The organism is Cellulomonas sp. URHB0016 (genome assembly GCF_054057935.1).
The window spans coordinates 411,001-429,809 of record NZ_JBSRZU010000001.1 but is presented as its reverse complement, the minus strand read 5'-3'; the positions used below and the strand labels follow the sequence as shown (position 1 = coordinate 429,809).

The window sequence follows — 18,809 nt, the reverse complement described above, 5'->3', positions numbered from 1 at the left end:
GCCGACGGTCCGACGCGCGGGTCGTGGTCGCAGGGATCGCGGTTCTGACACGGCACGGCGGACCGTCCGGACGTGGCCTATGCTGACGCACGTTGAAGGGGAGTACCCCACACACGATCCCGTCGTCATCACGGACCCGCCTGCGGGGCCCGGCGGAGTCGGTCCGCCGGGGAGCACCGTGCGGGCGGGGGAGACCTTCGGTGTCGATGCGTCTCTCGAACCGGAGGTCTGTGCATGGATGTGTCCGGCTGGGTCTGGGCCTCGACCGCCGTCCTCATCGTCGGCCTGATCGTCTTCGACTTCTTCGCGCACGTGCGCACCCCCCACGCCCCGACGTTCTCCGAGTCCGTGCGGTGGTCGATCTTCTACATCGCCCTCGCGCTCGTGTTCGGTGTCGTCATCGGGATGGTGTGGGGCTGGGTGTTCGGCGGCGAGTACTTCGCCGGGTACATCACCGAGAAGAGCCTCTCGGTCGACAACCTGTTCGTCTTCCTCATCATCATGACGAAGTTCGCCGTGCCGAGGGAGTACCAGCAGAAGGTGCTCCTGGTCGGCGTCGTGATCGCCCTGGTCCTGCGCACGGTGTTCATCCTGCTCGGCGCCGCCGCGATCGAGCAGTTCTCCTGGATGTTCTACCTGTTCGGTGCCTTCCTCGTGTACACGGCGGTCAAGCTGGCTCGCGAGCACCACGACCCCGACCACCCGGAGGAGGAGAAGCTCGGCGAGGGCCTCGCGGTCCGGACCCTCAAGCGCTTCGTCCCGACGACCGACGAGTACCACGGCGACCGGCTCACGGTGCAGATCGACGGCAAGCGGATGCTCACGCCGATGCTCGTGGTCATGGTCTCGATCGGGGCCACGGACGTGCTGTTCGCGCTCGACTCCATCCCCGCGATCTACGGCCTCACGGAGGAGCCGTACATCGTGTTCACGGCGAACGCGTTCGCGCTGCTCGGCCTGCGCCAGCTCTACTTCCTGATCGGCGGCCTGCTCGACCGCCTCGTGTACCTCTCCCAGGGCCTGGCGGTGATCCTCGGGTTCATCGGGGTGAAGCTCGTCCTGCACGCCCTGCACGTCAACGAGCTGCCGTTCATCAACGGAGGGGAGCCCGTCGAGTGGGCCCCCGAGATCCCCACCTGGCTGTCGCTCGCGTTCATCCTCGGCACCCTCGCCGTGGCGACGATCGCGAGCCTGCTGAAGACCCGGCACGACGACCGCGTGCCGTCACCCGAGAGCTGAGGACCACCCGTTGCACATCGACCCACTCGTCTGGCTGGTCTCGCTCGCGGTCGCCGGCGCGATCCTCGTGGTGGACGTCGCCGTCGTCGGCCGTCGCCCGCACGTCCCCAGCACCGCGGAGTGCCTGCGGTACCTCGCGCTCTACATCGGCCTGGCCGTGCTCTTCGGGCTCGGCGTCTGGGCCACGTCGGGCGCGCAGTACGCCGGCGAGTTCTTTGCCGGCTGGCTCACCGAGTACTCGCTCTCGGTGGACAACCTCTTCGTGTTCCTGCTGATCATGGGCCGCTTCGCGGTGCCCCGCGCCTACCAGCAGACGGCGCTGCTCGTCGGGATCATCCTCGCCCTCGTGTTTCGCGGGGTCTTCATCGCGGCGGGTGCGGCGGTCATCTCGTCCTTCAGCTGGGTGTTCTACCTGTTCGGCGCGTTCCTCGTCTGGACCGCGTGGAAGGTGTCCCGGGAGGGCGAGTCCGACGACGACGAGTTCCGCCCGCCGCTCCTCCTGCGCCTGGTCCAGCGCACGTTCCCGGCGTCGACCGAGTACAACGGCGTGCGGCTCACGGTGGTGTCGCACGGCAAGCGGCTGATCACGCCGATGCTCATCGTCCTCGTCGCACTCGGTGCCACCGACCTGCTGTTCGCGTTCGACTCCATCCCGGCGATCTTCGGTCTCACGAGCGAGCCGTACCTGGTGCTCATGGCCAACCTGTTCGCGCTGATGGGTCTGCGCCAGCTGTACTTCCTGCTCGGCGACCTGCTGAAGCGGCTCGTCTACCTGAACATCGGGCTGGGCGTGCTGCTCGGGTTCATCGGCGTCAAGCTGCTGCTCCACGCGCTGCACGAGAACGAGCTCCCGTTCGTCAACGGCGGCGACCCGGTCGCGTGGGCGCCCGACATCCCGATCTGGGCCTCGCTGCTCGTCATCGTCCTCACGCTGGGCGTGACGGCCTGGGCGAGCGTCGTGAGGTCGCGCAGCGACGAGCGGGCCGCGAACCGGTCCGGAGCCGAGCCCGACGTGACGCCCGAGGCGTCCGGGCCCGAGTCCGAGGACGGCGCGGACGACGTCGAGGGGTCCCACGGGGCCGGCGTGGCCGGGGGTGCCGACCGCGCTCGCCGCTGAACCGCGCGTGCAGCCGAGAGCGTCAGGCCGGGGTGCTCCACGGCCCGACCACGACGTCCCAGCTCCGCACGTCGGTGTCCCGGACGATGCCCTCGCGGACGAACGGGTCGGCCGCGACGACCGCGTCGAGCGCGTGCCGGTCGTCGGTGCGGAACACCAGCAGCGCACCCGGGACACCGTCGGTGAACGGGCCTGAGCCGAGCAGGACTCCCTGGCCGGCGAGGGTACCGAGGTAGGTACGGTGCTCGGGGCGGACGGCGTCGCGCACGTCGGTGCGGTCGTCGTAGGTGTAGCGGACGGCGTAGGTGGGCATGCGGGCATCCTGCCCGATCTCTGGTCGGACCGGTGTGCCGTACCACCGCCGGTCGACGTCGGGCCGCCGATGGCAGAGTGGCGTCATGGCCCGGACGCTGCGCACGCTGCTCACCGACGACCTGCTCGCCCGGGTGCATGGTCGCGCGGCCCGCCACGACCGCGACAACACCTTCCCGTACGACGACCTCGCGGAGCTCACCGAGGCGAGGTACCTCCGCGCGTTCGTCCCCGAGCGGCTCGGCGGCGCCGGCCTGAGCCTGGAGGAGGTCGCCCGGGAGCAGGTTCGTCTGGGTGCGGCGGCACCGGCGACGGCGCTCGCGGTCAACATGCACCTTGTCGTCACCGGCCTGGCGGCCCTGCTCGCGTCCCGTGGCGACGACTCGGTCGAGTTCGTCCTGCGCGACGCGGCGGCGGGCGAGGTGTTCGCGTTCGGCAGCTCCGAGGCGGGCAACGACCTCGTGATGTTCGGCTCGCGCACCCGGGCGGAGCGTGACGGTGCGGGCGGTTACCGCTACTTCGGGACCAAGATCTTCACCTCGCTCGCGCCGGTGTGGACGCGCCTGGCGACGTTCGGCCTCGACGACTCCGACAAGGACGACCCCCGGCTGGTGCACGGCGTGGTGTCCCGCGACGGCGTCCGGACGCGGGACGACTGGGACACGCTGGGCATGCGCGCGACGCAGTCGGCCACCAGCGAGCTCGACGGCGCGCACGCGCCCGCCGACCGGGTGTACCGGTCGCTGCCTCCCGGGCCGAGCGCCGACCCGTTCGTGTTCGCGCTGTTCGCGGTCTTCGAGATCCTCCTCGCCGCCGTCTACACGGGCGTCGGCCGCCGTGCGGTCGAGCTCGGCGCCGCCGCGGCGCGCCGGCGCACCTCGCTGAAGCACGATGGCCGCTCCTACGCGCAGGACCCGGACATCCGCTGGAAGGTGGCCGCCGCGGCGCTCGCCCAGGACGGCGCGGAGCTCCAGGTGTTCGCCCTGGCCCGCGACGTCGACGAGCAGGCCGACCACGGCCCGCGGTGGTTCGCCCAGCTCGTGGGTCTCAAGGTGCGGGCGACCGAGTCCGCCCGCACCGTCGTCGACCTGGCGCTGCGCGTCTCCGGTGGAGGCTCGTACTTCTCGGGGGACGAGCTCGGCCGGCTGTACCGGGACGTCCTCGCGGGGATGTTCCACCCGTCCGACGACGAGTCCGCGCACGCCACGGTGGCCGCCTCCGTGCTCGGACCGGTCGAGGAGTGACCCGTGCTCGTCCCCGACACGCTCGACGTCGCGACGTCCGCGGGCACCGTGGCGCGGCTGCGCCCCGTCGAGGAGGACGACTGGCGCCTCGACCAGGAGCTGTCCCGGGTGCCGGACGTCACCCGCTGGACGTACTACCCGCCGGACGTCTCCGAGGAGGAGGCGCGGCGTCGGGTGGCGCGCAACCTCGAGATCCGGGCGGAAGGGCGCGGCGCACGCTACATCGTGATGGCCGACGGCGTACCGGTCGGCACCATCGGAGTCGGTTCGCGTGTCTCCGGACCGTTCCTCTTCTACGCCCTGCTGCCGGTCGGCCGAGGGCGCGGCCTGGCGACGGCGGCGGTGTCCGCGCTCACCGCCTGGTTGCTGGCGCACGGCGAGAGCCTCGTGAGGGCGTCGACCATGGTGGGCAACTCGGCGTCCGAGCGAGTGCTGACCCGGGCGGGGTTCGAGCCCGGTGAGCTCGATGTGGAGCCCGACGGCGTCACGGTCCGGCGATGGGTCTGCGTCGCCGGACCGTGAGGAGCCGCGTCACCAACCGCGACGGCGCCACTCCTGCAGGTGAGGGCGCTCCGCGCCGAGGGTGGTGTCCCGTCCGTGGCCCGGGTACACCCACGTGTCGTCGCCGAAGCGGTCGAACAGGCGCGTGACGACGTCGTCGAAGAGCTGCGCGAACAGTGCAGCGTCTCCGTGGGTGTGGCCGACGCCGCCGGGGAACAGCGAGTCACCTGTGAAGAGATGGACGCGGCCAGGTGCCGACGAGTGTGACGGCTCCCGGTAGGCGAGCGCGACCGAGCCGGGGGTGTGCCCCCGGAGTGCGACCACCTCGAGAGTCAGGTGCCCGACGGCCAGGGCGTCCCCGTCCTGGAGGCGTCGATCGACCGTCACCCCCGTGGCCGCAGTGATCGCCTCCGCGTCCGCCGCGCCCGCGGAGACGGCTGCGCCGGTGACCGCCACGACGGACGGCAGCGCACGATGATGGTCGGCGTGGCGGTGGGTGAGGACCACGTGGTCCAGCCGGGCCGTCGGCGAGCCCTCGTGCACCAGGTGCAGGAGGCGGTCGGGCTCGTCGGCGGGGTCGAGCAGCAGCTGCGCGCCGTCGCGGCGGCACGTGAGCAGGTAGGCGTTGTTGTCCATCGGCCCGACCGCGACCTTGCGGATCTCGGCCTCGTCCAGCACCCGTGCCTGCGTCGGTCCGCCGACCGTGGCGTCGCCCGTGTAGGTCACATGCGTCCTCTCGGTGGAGAGCTCCCAGGATGACCTGGGCGGACGTCTTCGGCATGGCGAGCAGGGCTCCGGCTCGCGTCGAACAGGTGTGCGACTGTCGGCGGCGGGACGTAGACTTCCGGCCGTGAACGAACGTCTGGTGGTGCAGGGCGCCCGCGAGCACAACCTCCGCAACGTCGACCTCGACCTCCCCCGCGACAAGCTCATCGTGTTCACCGGGCTGTCGGGGTCGGGAAAGTCCTCGCTCGCGTTCGACACCATCTTCGCCGAGGGCCAGCGGAGGTACGTCGAGTCGCTCTCCGCGTACGCCCGGCAGTTCCTCGGGCAGATGGACAAGCCCGACGTCGACTTCATCGAGGGCCTGTCGCCGGCCGTCTCGATCGACCAGAAGTCGACGAACCGGAACCCGCGGTCGACGGTGGGGACCATCACCGAGGTGTACGACTATCTGCGCCTCCTGTACGCCCGCGCCGGCACGCAGTACTGCCCGGAGTGCGGCGAGCGCGTCACCGCGCAGACGCCGCAGCAGATCGTGGACCGCCTGCTCGAGCTCCCGGAGGGGACGCGCTACCAGGTGCTGGCGCCGGTGGTGCGCGGCCGCAAGGGGGAGTACGCCGACCTGTTCAAGGAGCTGCAGGCCAAGGGCTTCGCGCGGGCCCGTGTCGACGGTGAGGTCGTGCAGCTCACCGAGCCACCGACCCTCGAGAAGAAGCTCAAGCACGACATCGAGGTCGTGGTCGACCGCCTCGTGGCGCGCGACGGCGTGCAGCGACGGCTCACCGACTCCGTCGAGACGGCGCTCGGGCTCGCGGGCGGCATCCTGGTCGTCGAGCTGGTCGACGCCGACGCGGACGACGCGTCCCGCGAGCGCCGGTTCTCCGAGCACCGCGCGTGCCCGAACGACCATGTGCTCGCGCTCGACGAGATCGAGCCGCGGACCTTCTCGTTCAACGCGCCGTACGGTGCGTGCCCCGAGTGCACCGGCATCGGCACCCGGCTCGAGGTCGACCCGGACCTCGTGGTGCCGGACGAGGACCTCTCGCTCGACGAGGGCGCGATCGCGCCGTGGTCGCAGATCTCGAGCGAGTACTTCGCCCGGGTGCTGAGCGCGCTGGCCCAGGACATGGGCTTCTCGACGAGCGTCCCGTGGCGGGCCCTGCCGCAGCGTGCGAAGGACGCCGTCATGTTCGGCCAGAACCACGAGGTCAAGGTCCGCTACAAGAACCGGTGGGGCCGGGAGCGCCAGTACTCGACGGGCTTCGAGGGCGTCGTCACGTTTCTCGAGCGGCGCCACACCGAGACCGAGTCGGACTGGAGCAAGGAGAAGTACGAGGCCTTCATGCGCGAGGTCCCGTGCCCGGTCTGCCGCGGCGCACGGCTCAAGCCCGAGGTGCTGGCGGTCAAGGTCGGCGACCGGTCCATCGCGGAGGTCTGCGAGCTCCCGATCCGCGAGGCCCGCACGTTCCTCGACGGTCTCGTCCTCGGCGAGCGCGAGCGCGCGATCGCCGCCCAGGTGCTCAAGGAGATCCAGGCACGCCTGGGCTTCCTGCTGGACGTCGGCCTGGACTACCTCTCGCTCACCCGGCCGGCCGCGACCTTGTCGGGCGGCGAGGCGCAGCGCATCCGGCTCGCCACGCAGATCGGCTCCGGGCTCGTCGGTGTGCTGTACGTGCTCGACGAGCCGTCCATCGGCCTGCACCAGCGGGACAACCGGCGCCTCATCGACACGCTCACCCGGTTGCGGGACCTCGGCAACACCCTGATCGTCGTGGAGCACGACGAGGACACGATCCGCACCGCGGACTGGATCGTCGACATCGGCCCAGGGGCGGGCGAGCACGGTGGGCGCGTCGTGCACTCGGGCGACCTGGACGGGCTGCTGAGCTCCGCCGAGTCGGTCACGGGCGCGTACCTGTCGGGTCGCCGCGCCATCCCGATGCCGGCCGAGCGGCGGCCCGTGGACAAGAAGCGGCAGCTCACCGTCGTGGGTGCGAAGGAGCACAACCTGCAGGGCATCGACGTGTCGTTCCCGCTCGGGACGCTGACCGCCGTCACCGGTGTGTCCGGGTCGGGCAAGTCGACGCTCGTGAACTCGATCCTGTACACCGTCCTGGCGAACGAGCTGAACGGTGCCCGGCAGGTCGCCGGACCCCACAAGCGCGTCACCGGGCTCGAGCACCTGGACAAGGTGGTCCACGTGGACCAGGGGCCGATCGGGCGCACGCCGCGGTCGAACCCCGCGACGTACACCGGCGTCTGGGACCACGTGCGTCGGCTGTTCGCCGAGACCACCGAGGCCAAGGTCCGTGGCTACACGCCCGGGCGGTTCTCGTTCAACGTCAAGGGCGGCCGCTGCGAGGCGTGCTCCGGCGACGGCACGCTGAAGATCGAGATGAACTTCCTGCCCGACGTCTACGTGCCGTGCGAGGTCTGCCACGGAGCCCGGTACAACCGCGAGACGCTCGAGGTGCACTTCAAGGGCAAGACGGTCGCGGACGTGCTGGCCATGCCCATCGAGGAGGCTGCCGAGTTCTTCGCTGCCGTGCCGGCGATCTCGCGCCACCTGCGCACGCTCGTCGACGTGGGGCTCGGTTACGTCCGGCTGGGTCAGCCCGCCCCCACGCTCTCCGGCGGTGAGGCGCAGCGCGTCAAGCTGGCTGCCGAGCTGCAGCGACGGTCCACGGGCCGCACCATCTACGTGCTCGACGAGCCGACCACCGGTCTGCACTTCGAGGACATCCGCAAGCTGCTGGGTGTGCTGCAGTCGCTCGTCGACAAGGGCAACTCGGTCATCGTCATCGAGCACAACCTCGACGTCATCAAGAACGCGGACTGGGTGGTCGACATGGGGCCCGAGGGCGGCAACGGCGGCGGTCTGGTCATCGCCGAGGGCACACCGGAGCACATCGCGACGGTGCCCGCGAGCCACACCGGCCGGTTCCTCGCCGAGGTCCTGGAGCCCGTGGCGGAACGGGTCTCGGCGTGACCGCAGAGCGGCAGGGGGCGGGCGGTCCGCTCTCCGAGGAGGTCGGCAGCGAGCACGAGGACGTGGCGATCCTGCGCGAGGACGACGAGCGGGTCGCGCCGCTCCTGGCCGCGGGATGGACGGTCGAGTCCGAGTCGTGGGGTGCACGGTTGCACCTCACCGACGACGACCACCTCGCGAGGCTCGCCGCACGGGTCGAACAGGTCCGTGCGCAGGGCTGGCGGGTCGTGCGGTTGGGCCCGGACCAGGCCGAGGCGATCGTGGCGCTCGATGCGCTCTGCGCGGTCGACTACCCCTGGACGCCGGCGACGGCCCACGACGTCCCCGGCGTGGCCGAGCTCGAGAGCTCCCTCGCCCTGGGCGGCTGGTGGGCGTTCGGCGCGTTCGGGCCACTCGGGGACCTGGATGCGGTGACCGTGCTCTACCCCGCCGACGCCAGGGTCGACACCGAGTTCACGGTCACCCGCCGCGCGGTCCGCGGCCGTGGTCTGGCGACCGCGGTGAAGGCCGCGGCGGTCGTCGAGCTCGCGGCGCAGGGGCACCGGGTCTTCGGCACGGGCGGCGCCGCGGTCAACACGGCCTCGCTGCGCGCCAACACCGCACTGGGGTACGTCCTCGAGCCGCGGTGGCTGAGTCTGCGGCGGCCCTGACCGCGGACGGGACGGTGGTGCGTCAGCCGGCGCCGACGGCTCCGGCAGCAACGCGCCCGGTCCGGTACGGCACGGGCTCGTGGCGCACCGGGAAGTTCACCGACCGGGAGATGAAGCAGTGCTCGTGGGCCCGGTGGTGCACGTCGGACAGCAGTCCGTCGGTCACGGGCGCCCCGTCGGGCAGGTGCCGCCCGGCGGCCACGGTCACCTGCGGCCGCAGCACGACCTCCGTGAACTGTCCGTGGCCGGCCGCCTCGACCCGCATGGTGCCCGTCGCATGGTCCTCGTACGCGACGACGACGATCCCGGTGGCGGCCGCGAGGTGCAGGAACCACAGCATGTGGCACTGGGCGACGGAGCTCACGAGCAGCTCCTCGGGGTTGTAGCGCATCGGGTCGCCACGGAACGACGGGTCCGACGACCCCAGCAACGGAGGCTTGGCCCCGATGCGTACCTCGTGGTCGCGCGAGTACGCGGTGTAGCTCGTGGTGCCGTGCGAGCCGGCACCGGTCCAGGTGAGGTCCGCGGAGTATGTGTGCAGGGGGCCCATGCAGCCAACCTAGCCGCGCAGACCGCCCCTGCATGGCAGGACAGGGGACAGCTCGTCGCTCGTCGCGCGGGGGGACGGCCGGCCGGGTCGGCCACGTCGGTGGTGCGAACTAGGCTCGACGGCATGGCCGATCCCGCGACCTATCGTCCCGCTCCCGGGGAGATCCCGGAGTCGCCGGGTGTCTACCGGTTCCGCGACGAGCACGGTCGGGTCATCTACGTCGGCAAGGCGAAGAGCCTCCGGCAGCGACTGGGCAGCTACTTCCAGGACCTGGCGGGCCTGCACCCGCGGACGCAGACGATGGTGACGACAGCGGCCTCCGTGCAGTGGACGGTCGTCGGCACGGAGGTCGAGGCGCTGGCGCTGGAGTATTCCTGGATCAAGGAGTTCGACCCGCGCTTCAACGTGAAGTACCGGGACGACAAGTCGTACCCGTACCTCGCCGTGACGATGGCCGACCAGTTCCCGCGGGTCCAGGTGATGCGTGGCGCCAAGCGCAAGGGCACCCGCTACTTCGGGCCGTACGCCCACGCCTGGGCGATCCGGGAGACCGTGGACCTGTTGCTCCGCGTGTTCCCGGTGCGGACGTGCTCGGCGGGGGTGTTCAAGCGCGCTCACCAGCAGGGCAGGCCGTGCCTGCTCGGGTACATCGACAAGTGCTCGGCGCCGTGCGTGGGCCGGATCACGCCTGACGACCACCACCAGCTGGCGCAGGACTTCTGCGACTTCATGGCGGGGGACACGGCGAAGTTCACGCGCCGGCTGACCCAGCGCATGAAGGAGGCCGCCGCGGAGCTCGACTTCGAGCAGGCGGCACGGCTGCGCGACGACGTCGCGACCCTCGAGCGGGCCACGGAGCGCAACGCGGTGGTGCTCGCGGACGGGACGGACGCCGACATCTTCGCCCTGGCAGGTGACGAGCTCGAGGCCGCGGTCCAGGTGTTCCACGTCCGGGACGGGCGGATCCGCGGGCAGCGCGGCTGGGTCGTGGAGAAGGTCGAGGACGTCGACGACGCCACCCTCGTCGAGCACCTGCTGCAGCAGGTGTACGGCGCCGACGAGGAGAACTCGGCCGTCCCGCACGAGGTGCTCGTGCCGACGCTTCCCCCGGACGTGGAGCAGGTGCAGGCGTGGCTCGGCGGGCTGCGCGGCAGCCGGGTGCAGGTGCGGGTGCCGCAGCGCGGCGACAAGCGGGAGCTCGCGGCGACGGTGCACCGCAACGCCGAGCACGCCCTGGTGCTGCACCGCACGCGTCGGGCGGGCGACCTCACCACACGGAGCCAGGCGCTCCGCGAGATCCAGGAGGCGCTCGACCTCGCCACGGCCCCGCTGCGGATCGAGTGCTACGACGTCTCGCACAACCAGGGCACGTACCAGTCGGCGTCCATGGTGGTGTTCGAGGACGGCATGGCACGCAAGAGCGAGTACCGGCTCTTCACCGTCCGCGGGCCCGAGGGGCAAGGAGCGCGCGACGACACGGCGGCGATGCACGAGGTGCTCACGCGCCGGTTCCGTCGCTACCTGGCCGAACGCTCCGACGCGCCCGACGTGGAGCTGGGACTGGGCGACGAGGACGACGAGGCGCCGCGCCGTTCGGGGCCGGTCGACGAGGCGACGGGAAAGCCCGCGAGGTTCGCGTACCCGCCGAACCTCGTGGTGGTCGACGGCGGGCCGCCGCAGGTCGCGGCAGCCGCCGCGGCGCTGGCCGAGCTGGGCATCGACGACGTGGCGCTGTGCGGGCTCGCGAAGCGCCTCGAGGAGGTGTGGCTGCCGGGTGAGGCGTATCCGGTGATCCTGCAGCGCAGCTCGGAGGGTCTCTACCTCCTGCAGCGGCTGCGCGACGAGGCCCACCGGTTCGCCATCTCGGCGCACCGGAAGCGGCGCAGCAAAGGCATGACCGTGAGCGTCCTGGACGACGTCCCGGGCCTCGGGCCCGCCCGGCGAGCGGCGCTCCTGCGGCACTTCGGGTCCGTGAAGCGGCTCCGCGCCGCGTCGGCCGAGGAGATCGCGACCGTGCAGGGGATGGGGGAGCGCACGGCGCGTGCGGTCGTCGCCGCGCTGGCCGAGCCCGGCCCGGCCGGCACGGGTCCCACGCCTTCGGGACGCGCGCGCGACGTGGCCGACGTCGGGGCCGTCGGCACGGAGGACGAGGTCGTCCCTCACGTGGCGGCCGGCGCACCGGAGCAGCCCTCGTCCGCGGCGGGGCCCTCGCTCCCGCCCGTGGGCGCACCCGACCGGGCTGGCATGCTGGGCTCATGACCGACGACCGCTCGCCGATCACCGTCCCCACGGGCATCCCGGCGCTCGACGAGGCCGGTGTCTCGCCCGTCCGGCAGGACCCGCAGGTCCTCGTCATCACAGGGATGTCGGGTGCCGGCCGCACACGTGCCGCCGCCGTGCTCGAGGACCTCGACTGGTACGTCGTCGACAACCTGCCCGCGCAGATGTTGACCCACCTCGTCGGCATGCTCACGGGCGGCCCGGCCGGCCAGCGTGCGCAGCGCCTCGCGGCGGTCATCGACGTCCGTGGGCGGGAGTTCTTCTCGGCGCTGCAGGAGGTGCTCGACGGGCTGCGAGCGGCCGGCGTGGAGTACCGGATCCTCTTCCTCGACGCCTCCGACGAGGTGCTCGTGCGCAGGTTCGAGCAGGTGCGCCGGCCGCACCCCCTGCAGAACGAGGGCCGCGTCCTCGACGGCATCGACGCGGAGCGTGCCGTCCTGGCGGACCTGCGCGAGCGGGCCGACACGATCATCGACACCTCCGAGCTGAACGTGCACGACCTCGCCCGCGAGGTCCGGCTCGTCGTGGCGGGGACCTCCGAGGACGTGCTGAGGGTCTCGGTCCTGTCGTTCGGCTTCAAGTACGGTCTGCCCCTCGACGCGGACCACGTGGTGGACGTCAGGTTCCTGTCGAACCCGTACTGGGTGACCGAGCTCCGCCATCTGACGGGCCGGGACGCACCGGTACGCGAGTACGTCCTCGGGCTGCCCGGGGCGGTGACGTTCGTCGAGCGGTACGTCGACGCGCTCGAGCCGGTCCTGGCCGGCTACCTCCACGAGGAGAAGAGGTACGTGACGATCGCGGTGGGCTGCACGGGCGGCAAGCACCGCTCGGTCGCGATCAGCGACGCCATCGCAGCTCGGCTGCGCGACCAGGGTCACCACGTGTCGGTCGCCGCACGCGACCTCGGCAAGGAATGAGCAGCCCCAGCACCCGGCGCAGTGATCGCGGGCTCGGTCCGGCCGTCGTCGCCCTCGGCGGTGGTCACGGACTGTCCGCGACGCTCTCGTCGCTGCGCCTGATGACGGACCGCATCACGGCCGTCGTGACGGTCGCGGACGACGGCGGCTCGTCGGGTCGCCTCCGTGACGAGCTGGGCGTCCTGCCGCCCGGCGACCTGCGCATGGCACTGGCCGCCCTGTGCGACGACTCCGACTGGGGCCGGACGTGGCGCGACGTCCTTCAGCACCGTTTCCTCGTCTGCGGGCGACCTCGACCAGCACGCCGTCGGGAACCTGCTGATCGTGGCGCTGTGGGAGCTGCTCGGGGACACCGTCGAGGGCCTCGACTGGGTCGGCCGCCTGCTCGGTGCACGCGGCCGGGTCCTGCCCATGGCGGCCGTGCCGCTGCGGATCGAGGCGGACGTCCGGCGTCCCGACGGCACGACGGACGTGGTCGTGGGCCAGAGCTCGGTGGCCACGACCGCGGGGTCCATCGTCCAGGTGCGGCTCGACCCTTCCGAGCCTCCGGCCTGCCCGGAGGCGGTGGCCGCGATCGACGCTGCGGACTGGATCGTGCTCGGACCGGGGTCCTGGTACACGTCGGTGATGCCGCACCTGCTGGTGCCCGGCCTGCACGACGCGCTGCTGCGGACGTCCGCGCGCACCGTGCTGACGCTGAACCTGTCACCGGAGGAGGACGGCGAGACGGCCGGGATGCGCGCGCACGAGTACCTGGAGGTGCTGCACGACCACGCACCCGGTCTGCGTATCGACGCCGTGGTCGCGGACCCTGCGACGGTGGACGACCTGGAGACGTTGAGCCAACGCAGCGCCGACCTCGGCGCCCGGCTGCTGCTGCGCCAGGTCAGACGGGGCGACGGCACGCCGCGGCACGACCCCTTGCGGCTGGCAGCCGCCTACCGCGACGTGCACGACGGCTTCCTCGGCGACGTCGGCACACCGGCGGACGGCCGCGGGTGAGCAGCCGGACCGGTCCCGGACGCCTGTCCCAGATGGCAGGATGACGCCCATGGCGTTGACGGCACAGGTCAAGGACGAGCTGGCTCGGCTGAAGGTCGACAAGACGTCCTGCCGCAAGGCCGAGGTCTCCGCGACCCTCAGGTTCGCGGGCGGGCTCCACATCATCTCGGGGCGGATCGTCATCGAGGCCGAGCTCGACACGGGCATCGCGGCACGTCGCCTGCGCCAGTCGATCGCCGAGGTGTACGGGCACGAGAGCGACATCATCGTGGTCTCCGGTGGCGGTCTGCGCCGGGGCAGCCGGTACGTCGTCCGCGTGGTCAAGGACGGTGAGTCCCTCGCCCGCCAGACGGGTCTGCTCGACAACCGGGGACGTCCGGTGCGCGGGTTGCCGCCGCAGGTGGTGTCCGCGGGGGTCGGCGAGGCCGAGGCGGCGTGGAGGGGCGCGTTCCTCGCCCACGGCTCGTTGACCGAGCCCGGGCGGTCCTCGGCGCTCGAGGTGACCTGTCCCGGCCCGGAGGCGGCCCTTGCGCTCGTGGGTGCCGCCCGGCGGCTGGGTGTGTCCGCCAAGGCGCGGGAGGTGCGGGGCATCGACCGTGTGGTGATCCGGGACGGTGACGCGATCTCCGCGATGCTCGCGCGGCTCGGGGCCCACGAGACGATGCTCGTCTGGGAGGAGCGGCGCGTGCGGCGCGAGGTGCGCGGCACGGCCAACCGCCTGGCGAACTTCGACGACGCGAACCTGCGCCGTTCGGCACGCGCGGCGGTCGCGGCCGGAGCGCGGGTCGAGCGGGCGTTCGAGATCCTCGGCGACGACCTCCCGGAGCACCTGCGCGAGGCCGGTGAGCTGCGGCTCGCGCACAAGGAGGCGTCCCTGGAGGAGCTCGGCAAGCTCGCGGAGCCGGTGCTCACCAAGGACGCGGTCGCGGGCCGGATCCGGCGCCTGCTCGCCACGGCGGACAAGCGTGCGCAGGAGCTCGGGATCCCCGACACCGAGGCGGGGCTGAGCCCGGAGCTCCTGGACCTCTGAGGGGGCATCCCACCAGACGGGACGGGTGTCCTGCCAGGACCTCCGGTACCCGGTCCCGCCCAGCAGCGGGTATAGGCTCATGTCATCCGACCGTCACACGACCGTCACGTGCTGGGCACGAACGGGAATGGTGCCGGTCGAGCGCACAGCGGCGTGCGTGTCCCCACCACCAATTGTGTGCGCCGACCTCGTCGGCGCTGCCGAGGAGGGCAAGTGACCATCAAGGTCGGCATCAACGGCTTCGGCCGCATCGGCCGGAACTTCTACCGGGCAATCCTCGCGTCGGGCGCGGACATCGAGATCGTCGGTGTCAACGACCTCACCGACAACGCGACGCTCGCCCACCTGCTCAAGTACGACACGGTCCTCGGCCGTTTCCCCCTGAGCGTCGAGTTCGACGACCAGAACATCATCGTCGACGGCAAGAAGATCCGTGCCCTCGAGGAGCGGAACCCGGCCGACCTGCCCTGGGGCGAGCTCGGCGCGGACATCGTCATCGAGTCGACCGGCTTCTTCACCGACGCGCTCAAGGCGAAGGCGCACATCGACGCCGGCGCCAAGAAGGTCATCATCTCGGCCCCGGCGAAGAACGAGGACGGCACGTTCGTCGTCGGCGTCAACCACGAGCTGTACGACCCGGCGTCGCAGCACATCATCTCCAACGCGTCGTGCACCACGAACTGCCTCGCCCCGCTGGCGAAGGCCCTCAACGACGCCATCGGCATCGAGCGTGGCCTCATGACCACGATCCACGCGTACACGGGTGACCAGAACCTCCAGGACGGCCCGCACCGCGACCTGCGTCGTGCGCGTGCCGCCGCGGCGAACATCGTGCCGACGTCGACGGGTGCCGCCAAGGCCGTCGCGCTGGTGCTGCCGGAGCTCAAGGGCAAGCTCGACGGCTACGCGCTGCGCGTGCCGACGATCACGGGCTCGGCCACGGACCTGACGTTCACCGCGTCGCGCGAGGTCACGGTCGACGAGGTCAACGCGGCGGTCCGGGCCGCGGCCGAGGGCCCGCTCAAGGGTGTGCTCGAGTACGTCGAGGACGAGATCGTGTCGAGCGACATCGTCACGAACCCGCACCAGAGCATCTTCGACTCGAAGCTCACCAAGGTCAGCGGCGACCTCGTCAAGGTCGTGTCCTGGTACGACAACGAGTGGGGCTACTCGAACAGCCTCGTCCAGCTCACGGAGTACGTGGGCGAGCGTCTCTGACGTTCCGCACTGCACACGTCATGCGTCCGCGTGCGCCCCGGCCACCGGCCCGGCGCACGCGGACGCTGCCGTGTCAGGGGTTGTCCGTACTGCCACTCGTGCCCGGGCCGACGCCGGCCCGGACCGTCCTGCTAGGTAGGAGACCATGAAGACCATCGAGGACCTCGGCGACCTGCGCGGCAAGCGCGTGCTCGTCCGCTCCGACTTCAACGTGCCGCTCGACGGCACGACCATCACGGACGACGGCCGCGTACGTGCCGCCCTGCCGACGCTGCAGGCGCTGCTCGGCGCCGGTGCACGGGTGGTCGTGACGGCCCACCTGGGCCGCCCGAAGGGCGCGCCGGAGGACAAGTACTCGCTCGCCCCGGTCGCGACGCGCCTGTCCGAGCTGCTCGGCCGTCCGGTCGCGCTCGCGAAGGACGTCGTCGGCCCCTCCGCCCAGGAGACCGTCGCCGCCCTGCAGGACGGCGAGATCGCCCTGCTGGAGAACATCCGGTTCGACCCGCGCGAGACCTCGAAGGTCGACGAGGAGCGCGCCGAGCTGGCCGGCGAGCTGGCGCAGCTCGCCGACGTCTTCGTGTCGGACGGGTTCGGCGTCGTGCACCGCAAGCAGGCGTCGGTCTACGACGTCGCGCTCGTGCTGCCGCACGCGGTCGGCAAGCTCGTCCTCAAGGAGGTCGACTCGCTGCGCAAGGCGACCGAGGACCCGGCCCGCCCGTATGTCGTGGTGCTCGGCGGCTCGAAGGTCTCGGACAAGCTCGGCGTGATCTCGAACCTGCTCACCAAGGCGGACCGCCTGGTCATCGGCGGTGGCATGCTCTTCACCTTCCTCGCGGCGAAGGGCTACTCGGTCGGCAACTCGCTGCTCGAGCAGGACCAGATCGAGACCGTCAAGGGCTACCTGCAGCAGGCCGAGGCGGCCGGCGTCGAGATCGTGCTGCCGACGGACATCGTCGTGGCCGACGAGTTCAAGGCCGACTCCCCGGCGCAGGTCGTGTCGGCGGACGCCATCCCGGACGGCACGATCGGCCTGGACATCGGCCCGGAGTCCAGCGCGCTGTTCGCGTCGAAGATCGTCGACGCGAAGACCGTCGTCTGGAACGGTCCGGCCGGCGTCTTCGAGTTCGAGGCGTTCTCGGGCGGCACGCGCGCAGTCGCGCAGGCCCTGGTCGACGCGGGCACGAACGGCGGCTTCACGATCGTCGGTGGCGGCGACTCCGCGGCGGCCGTGCGCACGCTCGGCTTCGACGAGGCCGGGTTCGGACACATCTCGACCGGTGGTGGCGCGAGCCTCGAGTTCCTCGAGGGCAAGACCCTCCCCGGCATCGCAGTTCTGGAGGACTGAGCGTTGACGACGCGTATCCCGCTGATGGCGGGCAACTGGAAGATGAACCTGGACCACCACCAGGCGACCCACACGCTGCAGAAGCTCGCCTGGGCGCTGCGCGACGGCAAGCACGACTACTCGGCGGTCGAGGTGGCGGTCCTCCCGCCGTTCACCGACCTGCGTGGCGTGCAGACGCTCGTGGACGCGGACAAGCTCGACCTGAAGTACGGCGCGCAGGACGTCTCGGCGCACAAGGCGGGCGCGTACACCGGTGAGATCTCGCCGTTGTTCCTGGCGAAGCTGGGCGTCTCGTACGTGACGGTCGGGCACTCGGAGCGGCGCGAGTACCACCACGAGTCGGACGCGCTGGTGAACGCCAAGCTCCGCAACGCGCTGGAGGAGGGCATCAGCCCGATCCTGTGCATCGGCGAGGACCTCGACACCCGCCGTGCGGCGGCGCACGTGCAGCACACGCTGCTGCAGCTCGAGGGTGGCCTGGCGGACGTCACGGCCGAGCAGGTCCGCGACGTGGTCATCGCGTACGAGCCCGTGTGGGCGATCGGTACGGGGGAGACCGCCACGCCCGAGGACGCTCAGGAGATGTCCGAGGCGATCCGCGGCCGGCTCGCCGAGCTGTACGACTCGGCCACGGCGCAGGTCGTCCGCGTGCTGTACGGCGGCTCGGTGAAGTCGTCGAACGTGGCCTCGATCATGGCGAAGCCGGACGTCGACGGTGCGCTCGTCGGTGGTGCGAGCCTCGACCCCGAGGAGTTCGCGAAGATTGCGCGCTACCAGGCGCACGCGGTCGGTCTCTGACCGGCGGGCGGACCTCGGCACCCTCGAGGTCCGCCCGCCTGTCCGGCCGACTGCCGTCCAGGAGGCGGTGGTGGTGGATCGAACCGCCCCTCGTCGCCTACCCTGTACCGCGGTCACCCGCAACGTCGCAGCCAACCGGCCGTGGCGTGCCCGTCCAGTGAGGAACGACACCACGTGAACGCCCTGCGCATCACCCTCCAGGTGCTGCTGGTCCTGACCAGCCTGCTGCTCGTCCCGCTCGTGCTGCTGCACAAGGGCAAGGGCGGCGGCCTGTCGGACATGTTCGGCGGCGGCATCACGAGCAGCGCCGGCTCGTCCGGTGTCGCGGAGCGCAACCTCAACCGGATCACGGTCGGCGTGGCCCTGGCCTGGACGGCCATCATCATCCTGCTCGGACTTCTCGAGCGCGTGGCGGACTGAGAGGGGCCGGCGATGGCGAGCGGAAGTGCGATCAGGGGGTCGCGAGTCGGAGCCGGTCCTATGGGCGAGGCGGAGCGCGGCGACGCGGCCCCTCGCATCTGGATCTCCTACTGGTGCGCGAACGGCCACGAGACCCGGCCCAGCTTCGCCGAGGAGGCGGCCGCCGAGGCGCCTGCGACGTGGGACTGCCCGCGCTGCGGCTTTCCCGCCGGCCAGGACCAGGAGAACCCGCCCTCGCCGTCCAAGAACGAGCCGTACAAGACGCACCTCGCGTACGTGAAGGAGCGCCGGTCCGACGAGGACGGCGCCGCCATCCTCGACGAGGCTCTCGCTGCTCTCCGGGCACGTCGCGGCGGCGTCTAGGCCCGAGGGACGGACGCGGTACGCCGAAGGCCCTGACTCCGGTGCAGGCCGGTGTCAGGGCCTTCGGCGTCTGCCGGCACGTGCCGACGCACGGCGAGCAGGTGCCGG

The 18,809-nt window shown here is 71.5% G+C and carries 17 protein-coding genes and 1 pseudogene; 15 read left to right on the top strand and 3 right to left on the bottom strand.

The genetic code is table 11. The features are described from left to right. Positions 1-234 precede the first annotated feature (234 nt). Positions 235-1,239, top strand: coding sequence for a TerC family protein (locus ACVW07_RS02030; protein ID WP_456817622.1), 1,005 nt, complete (start codon positions 235-237; stop codon positions 1,237-1,239). 10 nt (positions 1,240-1,249) lie between these two features. Continuing rightward, entirely contained in the window at positions 1,250-2,356 is a 1,107-nt protein-coding gene (locus ACVW07_RS02025) for a TerC family protein (RefSeq protein ID WP_456817621.1), read from the top strand. Positions 2,357-2,378: 22 nt separating this feature from the next. Here the strand turns inward: ACVW07_RS02025 and ACVW07_RS02020 are convergent, their stop codons facing one another. Further along, entirely contained in the window at positions 2,379-2,669 is a 291-nt protein-coding gene (locus tag ACVW07_RS02020) for a YciI family protein (RefSeq protein ID WP_456817620.1), read from the bottom strand. A gap of 85 nt (positions 2,670-2,754) precedes the next feature. On the opposite strand from ACVW07_RS02020, the gene ACVW07_RS02015 reads away from it, so the two are divergent. Both ACVW07_RS02015 and ACVW07_RS02010 read left to right on the top strand, forming a co-directional pair. After that, positions 2,755-3,912, top strand: a complete 1,158-nt coding sequence (locus ACVW07_RS02015; RefSeq protein ID WP_456817619.1) for an acyl-CoA dehydrogenase family protein — start codon at positions 2,755-2,757, stop codon at positions 3,910-3,912. A gap of 3 nt (positions 3,913-3,915) precedes the next feature. Continuing rightward, positions 3,916-4,434, top strand: coding sequence for a GNAT family N-acetyltransferase (locus ACVW07_RS02010; protein WP_456817618.1), 519 nt, complete (start codon positions 3,916-3,918; stop codon positions 4,432-4,434). 9 nt (positions 4,435-4,443) lie between these two features. On the opposite strand, the gene ACVW07_RS02005 is transcribed toward ACVW07_RS02010, so the two are convergent. Next, positions 4,444-5,139: an MBL fold metallo-hydrolase gene (locus ACVW07_RS02005; protein ID WP_456817617.1), complete on the bottom strand. Its 696-nt coding sequence runs from the start codon at positions 5,137-5,139 to the stop codon at positions 4,444-4,446. Positions 5,140-5,263: 124 nt separating this feature from the next. Between ACVW07_RS02005 and uvrA the strand changes: the two genes are divergently transcribed. Both uvrA and ACVW07_RS01995 read left to right on the top strand, forming a co-directional pair. Beyond that, positions 5,264-8,125: an excinuclease ABC subunit UvrA gene (gene uvrA, locus ACVW07_RS02000; protein WP_456817616.1), complete on the top strand. Its 2,862-nt coding sequence runs from the start codon at positions 5,264-5,266 to the stop codon at positions 8,123-8,125. Beyond that, positions 8,122-8,775 (top strand): acetyltransferase, encoded by a 654-nt coding sequence (locus ACVW07_RS01995; RefSeq protein ID WP_456817615.1) that lies wholly within the window; start codon positions 8,122-8,124, stop codon positions 8,773-8,775. The genes uvrA and ACVW07_RS01995 overlap by 4 nt, the downstream gene beginning before the upstream one ends. A gap of 22 nt (positions 8,776-8,797) precedes the next feature. Here the strand turns inward: ACVW07_RS01995 and ACVW07_RS01990 are convergent, their stop codons facing one another. Further along, positions 8,798-9,325 (bottom strand): OsmC family protein, encoded by a 528-nt coding sequence (locus ACVW07_RS01990; protein ID WP_456817614.1) that lies wholly within the window; start codon positions 9,323-9,325, stop codon positions 8,798-8,800. Between the two features lie 123 nt (positions 9,326-9,448). Between ACVW07_RS01990 and uvrC the strand changes: the two genes are divergently transcribed. The 9 genes and pseudogenes from uvrC to ACVW07_RS01945 all read left to right on the top strand — a co-directional run bounded on the left by uvrC (position 9,449) and on the right by ACVW07_RS01945 (position 18,701). Next, positions 9,449-11,584, top strand: a complete 2,136-nt coding sequence (gene uvrC, locus ACVW07_RS01985) for an excinuclease ABC subunit UvrC (protein WP_456817613.1) — start codon at positions 9,449-9,451, stop codon at positions 11,582-11,584. Next, positions 11,581-12,525, top strand: coding sequence for an RNase adapter RapZ (rapZ, locus tag ACVW07_RS01980; RefSeq protein ID WP_456817612.1), 945 nt, complete (start codon positions 11,581-11,583; stop codon positions 12,523-12,525). The genes uvrC and rapZ overlap by 4 nt, the downstream gene beginning before the upstream one ends. After that, positions 12,522-13,527, top strand: a pseudogene (locus ACVW07_RS01975) (gluconeogenesis factor YvcK family protein). The gene rapZ and the pseudogene ACVW07_RS01975 overlap by 4 nt, the downstream one beginning before the upstream one ends. A 49-nt stretch (positions 13,528-13,576) precedes the next feature. Further along, positions 13,577-14,557, top strand: a complete 981-nt coding sequence (gene whiA, locus ACVW07_RS01970) for a DNA-binding protein WhiA (protein WP_456817611.1) — start codon at positions 13,577-13,579, stop codon at positions 14,555-14,557. Between the two features lie 213 nt (positions 14,558-14,770). After that, positions 14,771-15,775, top strand: a complete 1,005-nt coding sequence (gene gap, locus ACVW07_RS01965; protein WP_456817610.1) for a type I glyceraldehyde-3-phosphate dehydrogenase — start codon at positions 14,771-14,773, stop codon at positions 15,773-15,775. 145 nt (positions 15,776-15,920) lie between these two features. Further along, positions 15,921-17,120 carry a phosphoglycerate kinase gene (locus ACVW07_RS01960; RefSeq protein ID WP_456817609.1) on the top strand — a complete coding sequence of 400 codons (1,200 nt, stop codon included), beginning with the start codon at positions 15,921-15,923 and terminating at the stop codon, positions 17,118-17,120. A 3-nt stretch (positions 17,121-17,123) separates the two neighbouring features. Continuing rightward, positions 17,124-17,918, top strand: a complete 795-nt coding sequence (gene tpiA / locus ACVW07_RS01955; protein ID WP_456817608.1) for a triose-phosphate isomerase — start codon at positions 17,124-17,126, stop codon at positions 17,916-17,918. A gap of 174 nt (positions 17,919-18,092) precedes the next feature. After that, a complete protein-coding gene (secG, locus tag ACVW07_RS01950; protein ID WP_203758379.1) occupies positions 18,093-18,338 on the top strand; it encodes a preprotein translocase subunit SecG in 246 nt (81 codons plus the stop codon). Positions 18,339-18,350: 12 nt separating this feature from the next. After that, complete coding sequence (locus tag ACVW07_RS01945; protein ID WP_456817607.1) at positions 18,351-18,701, top strand: RNA polymerase-binding protein RbpA; 351 nt, start codon at positions 18,351-18,353, stop codon at positions 18,699-18,701. The last annotated feature ends 108 nt before the right edge of the window (positions 18,702-18,809 follow it).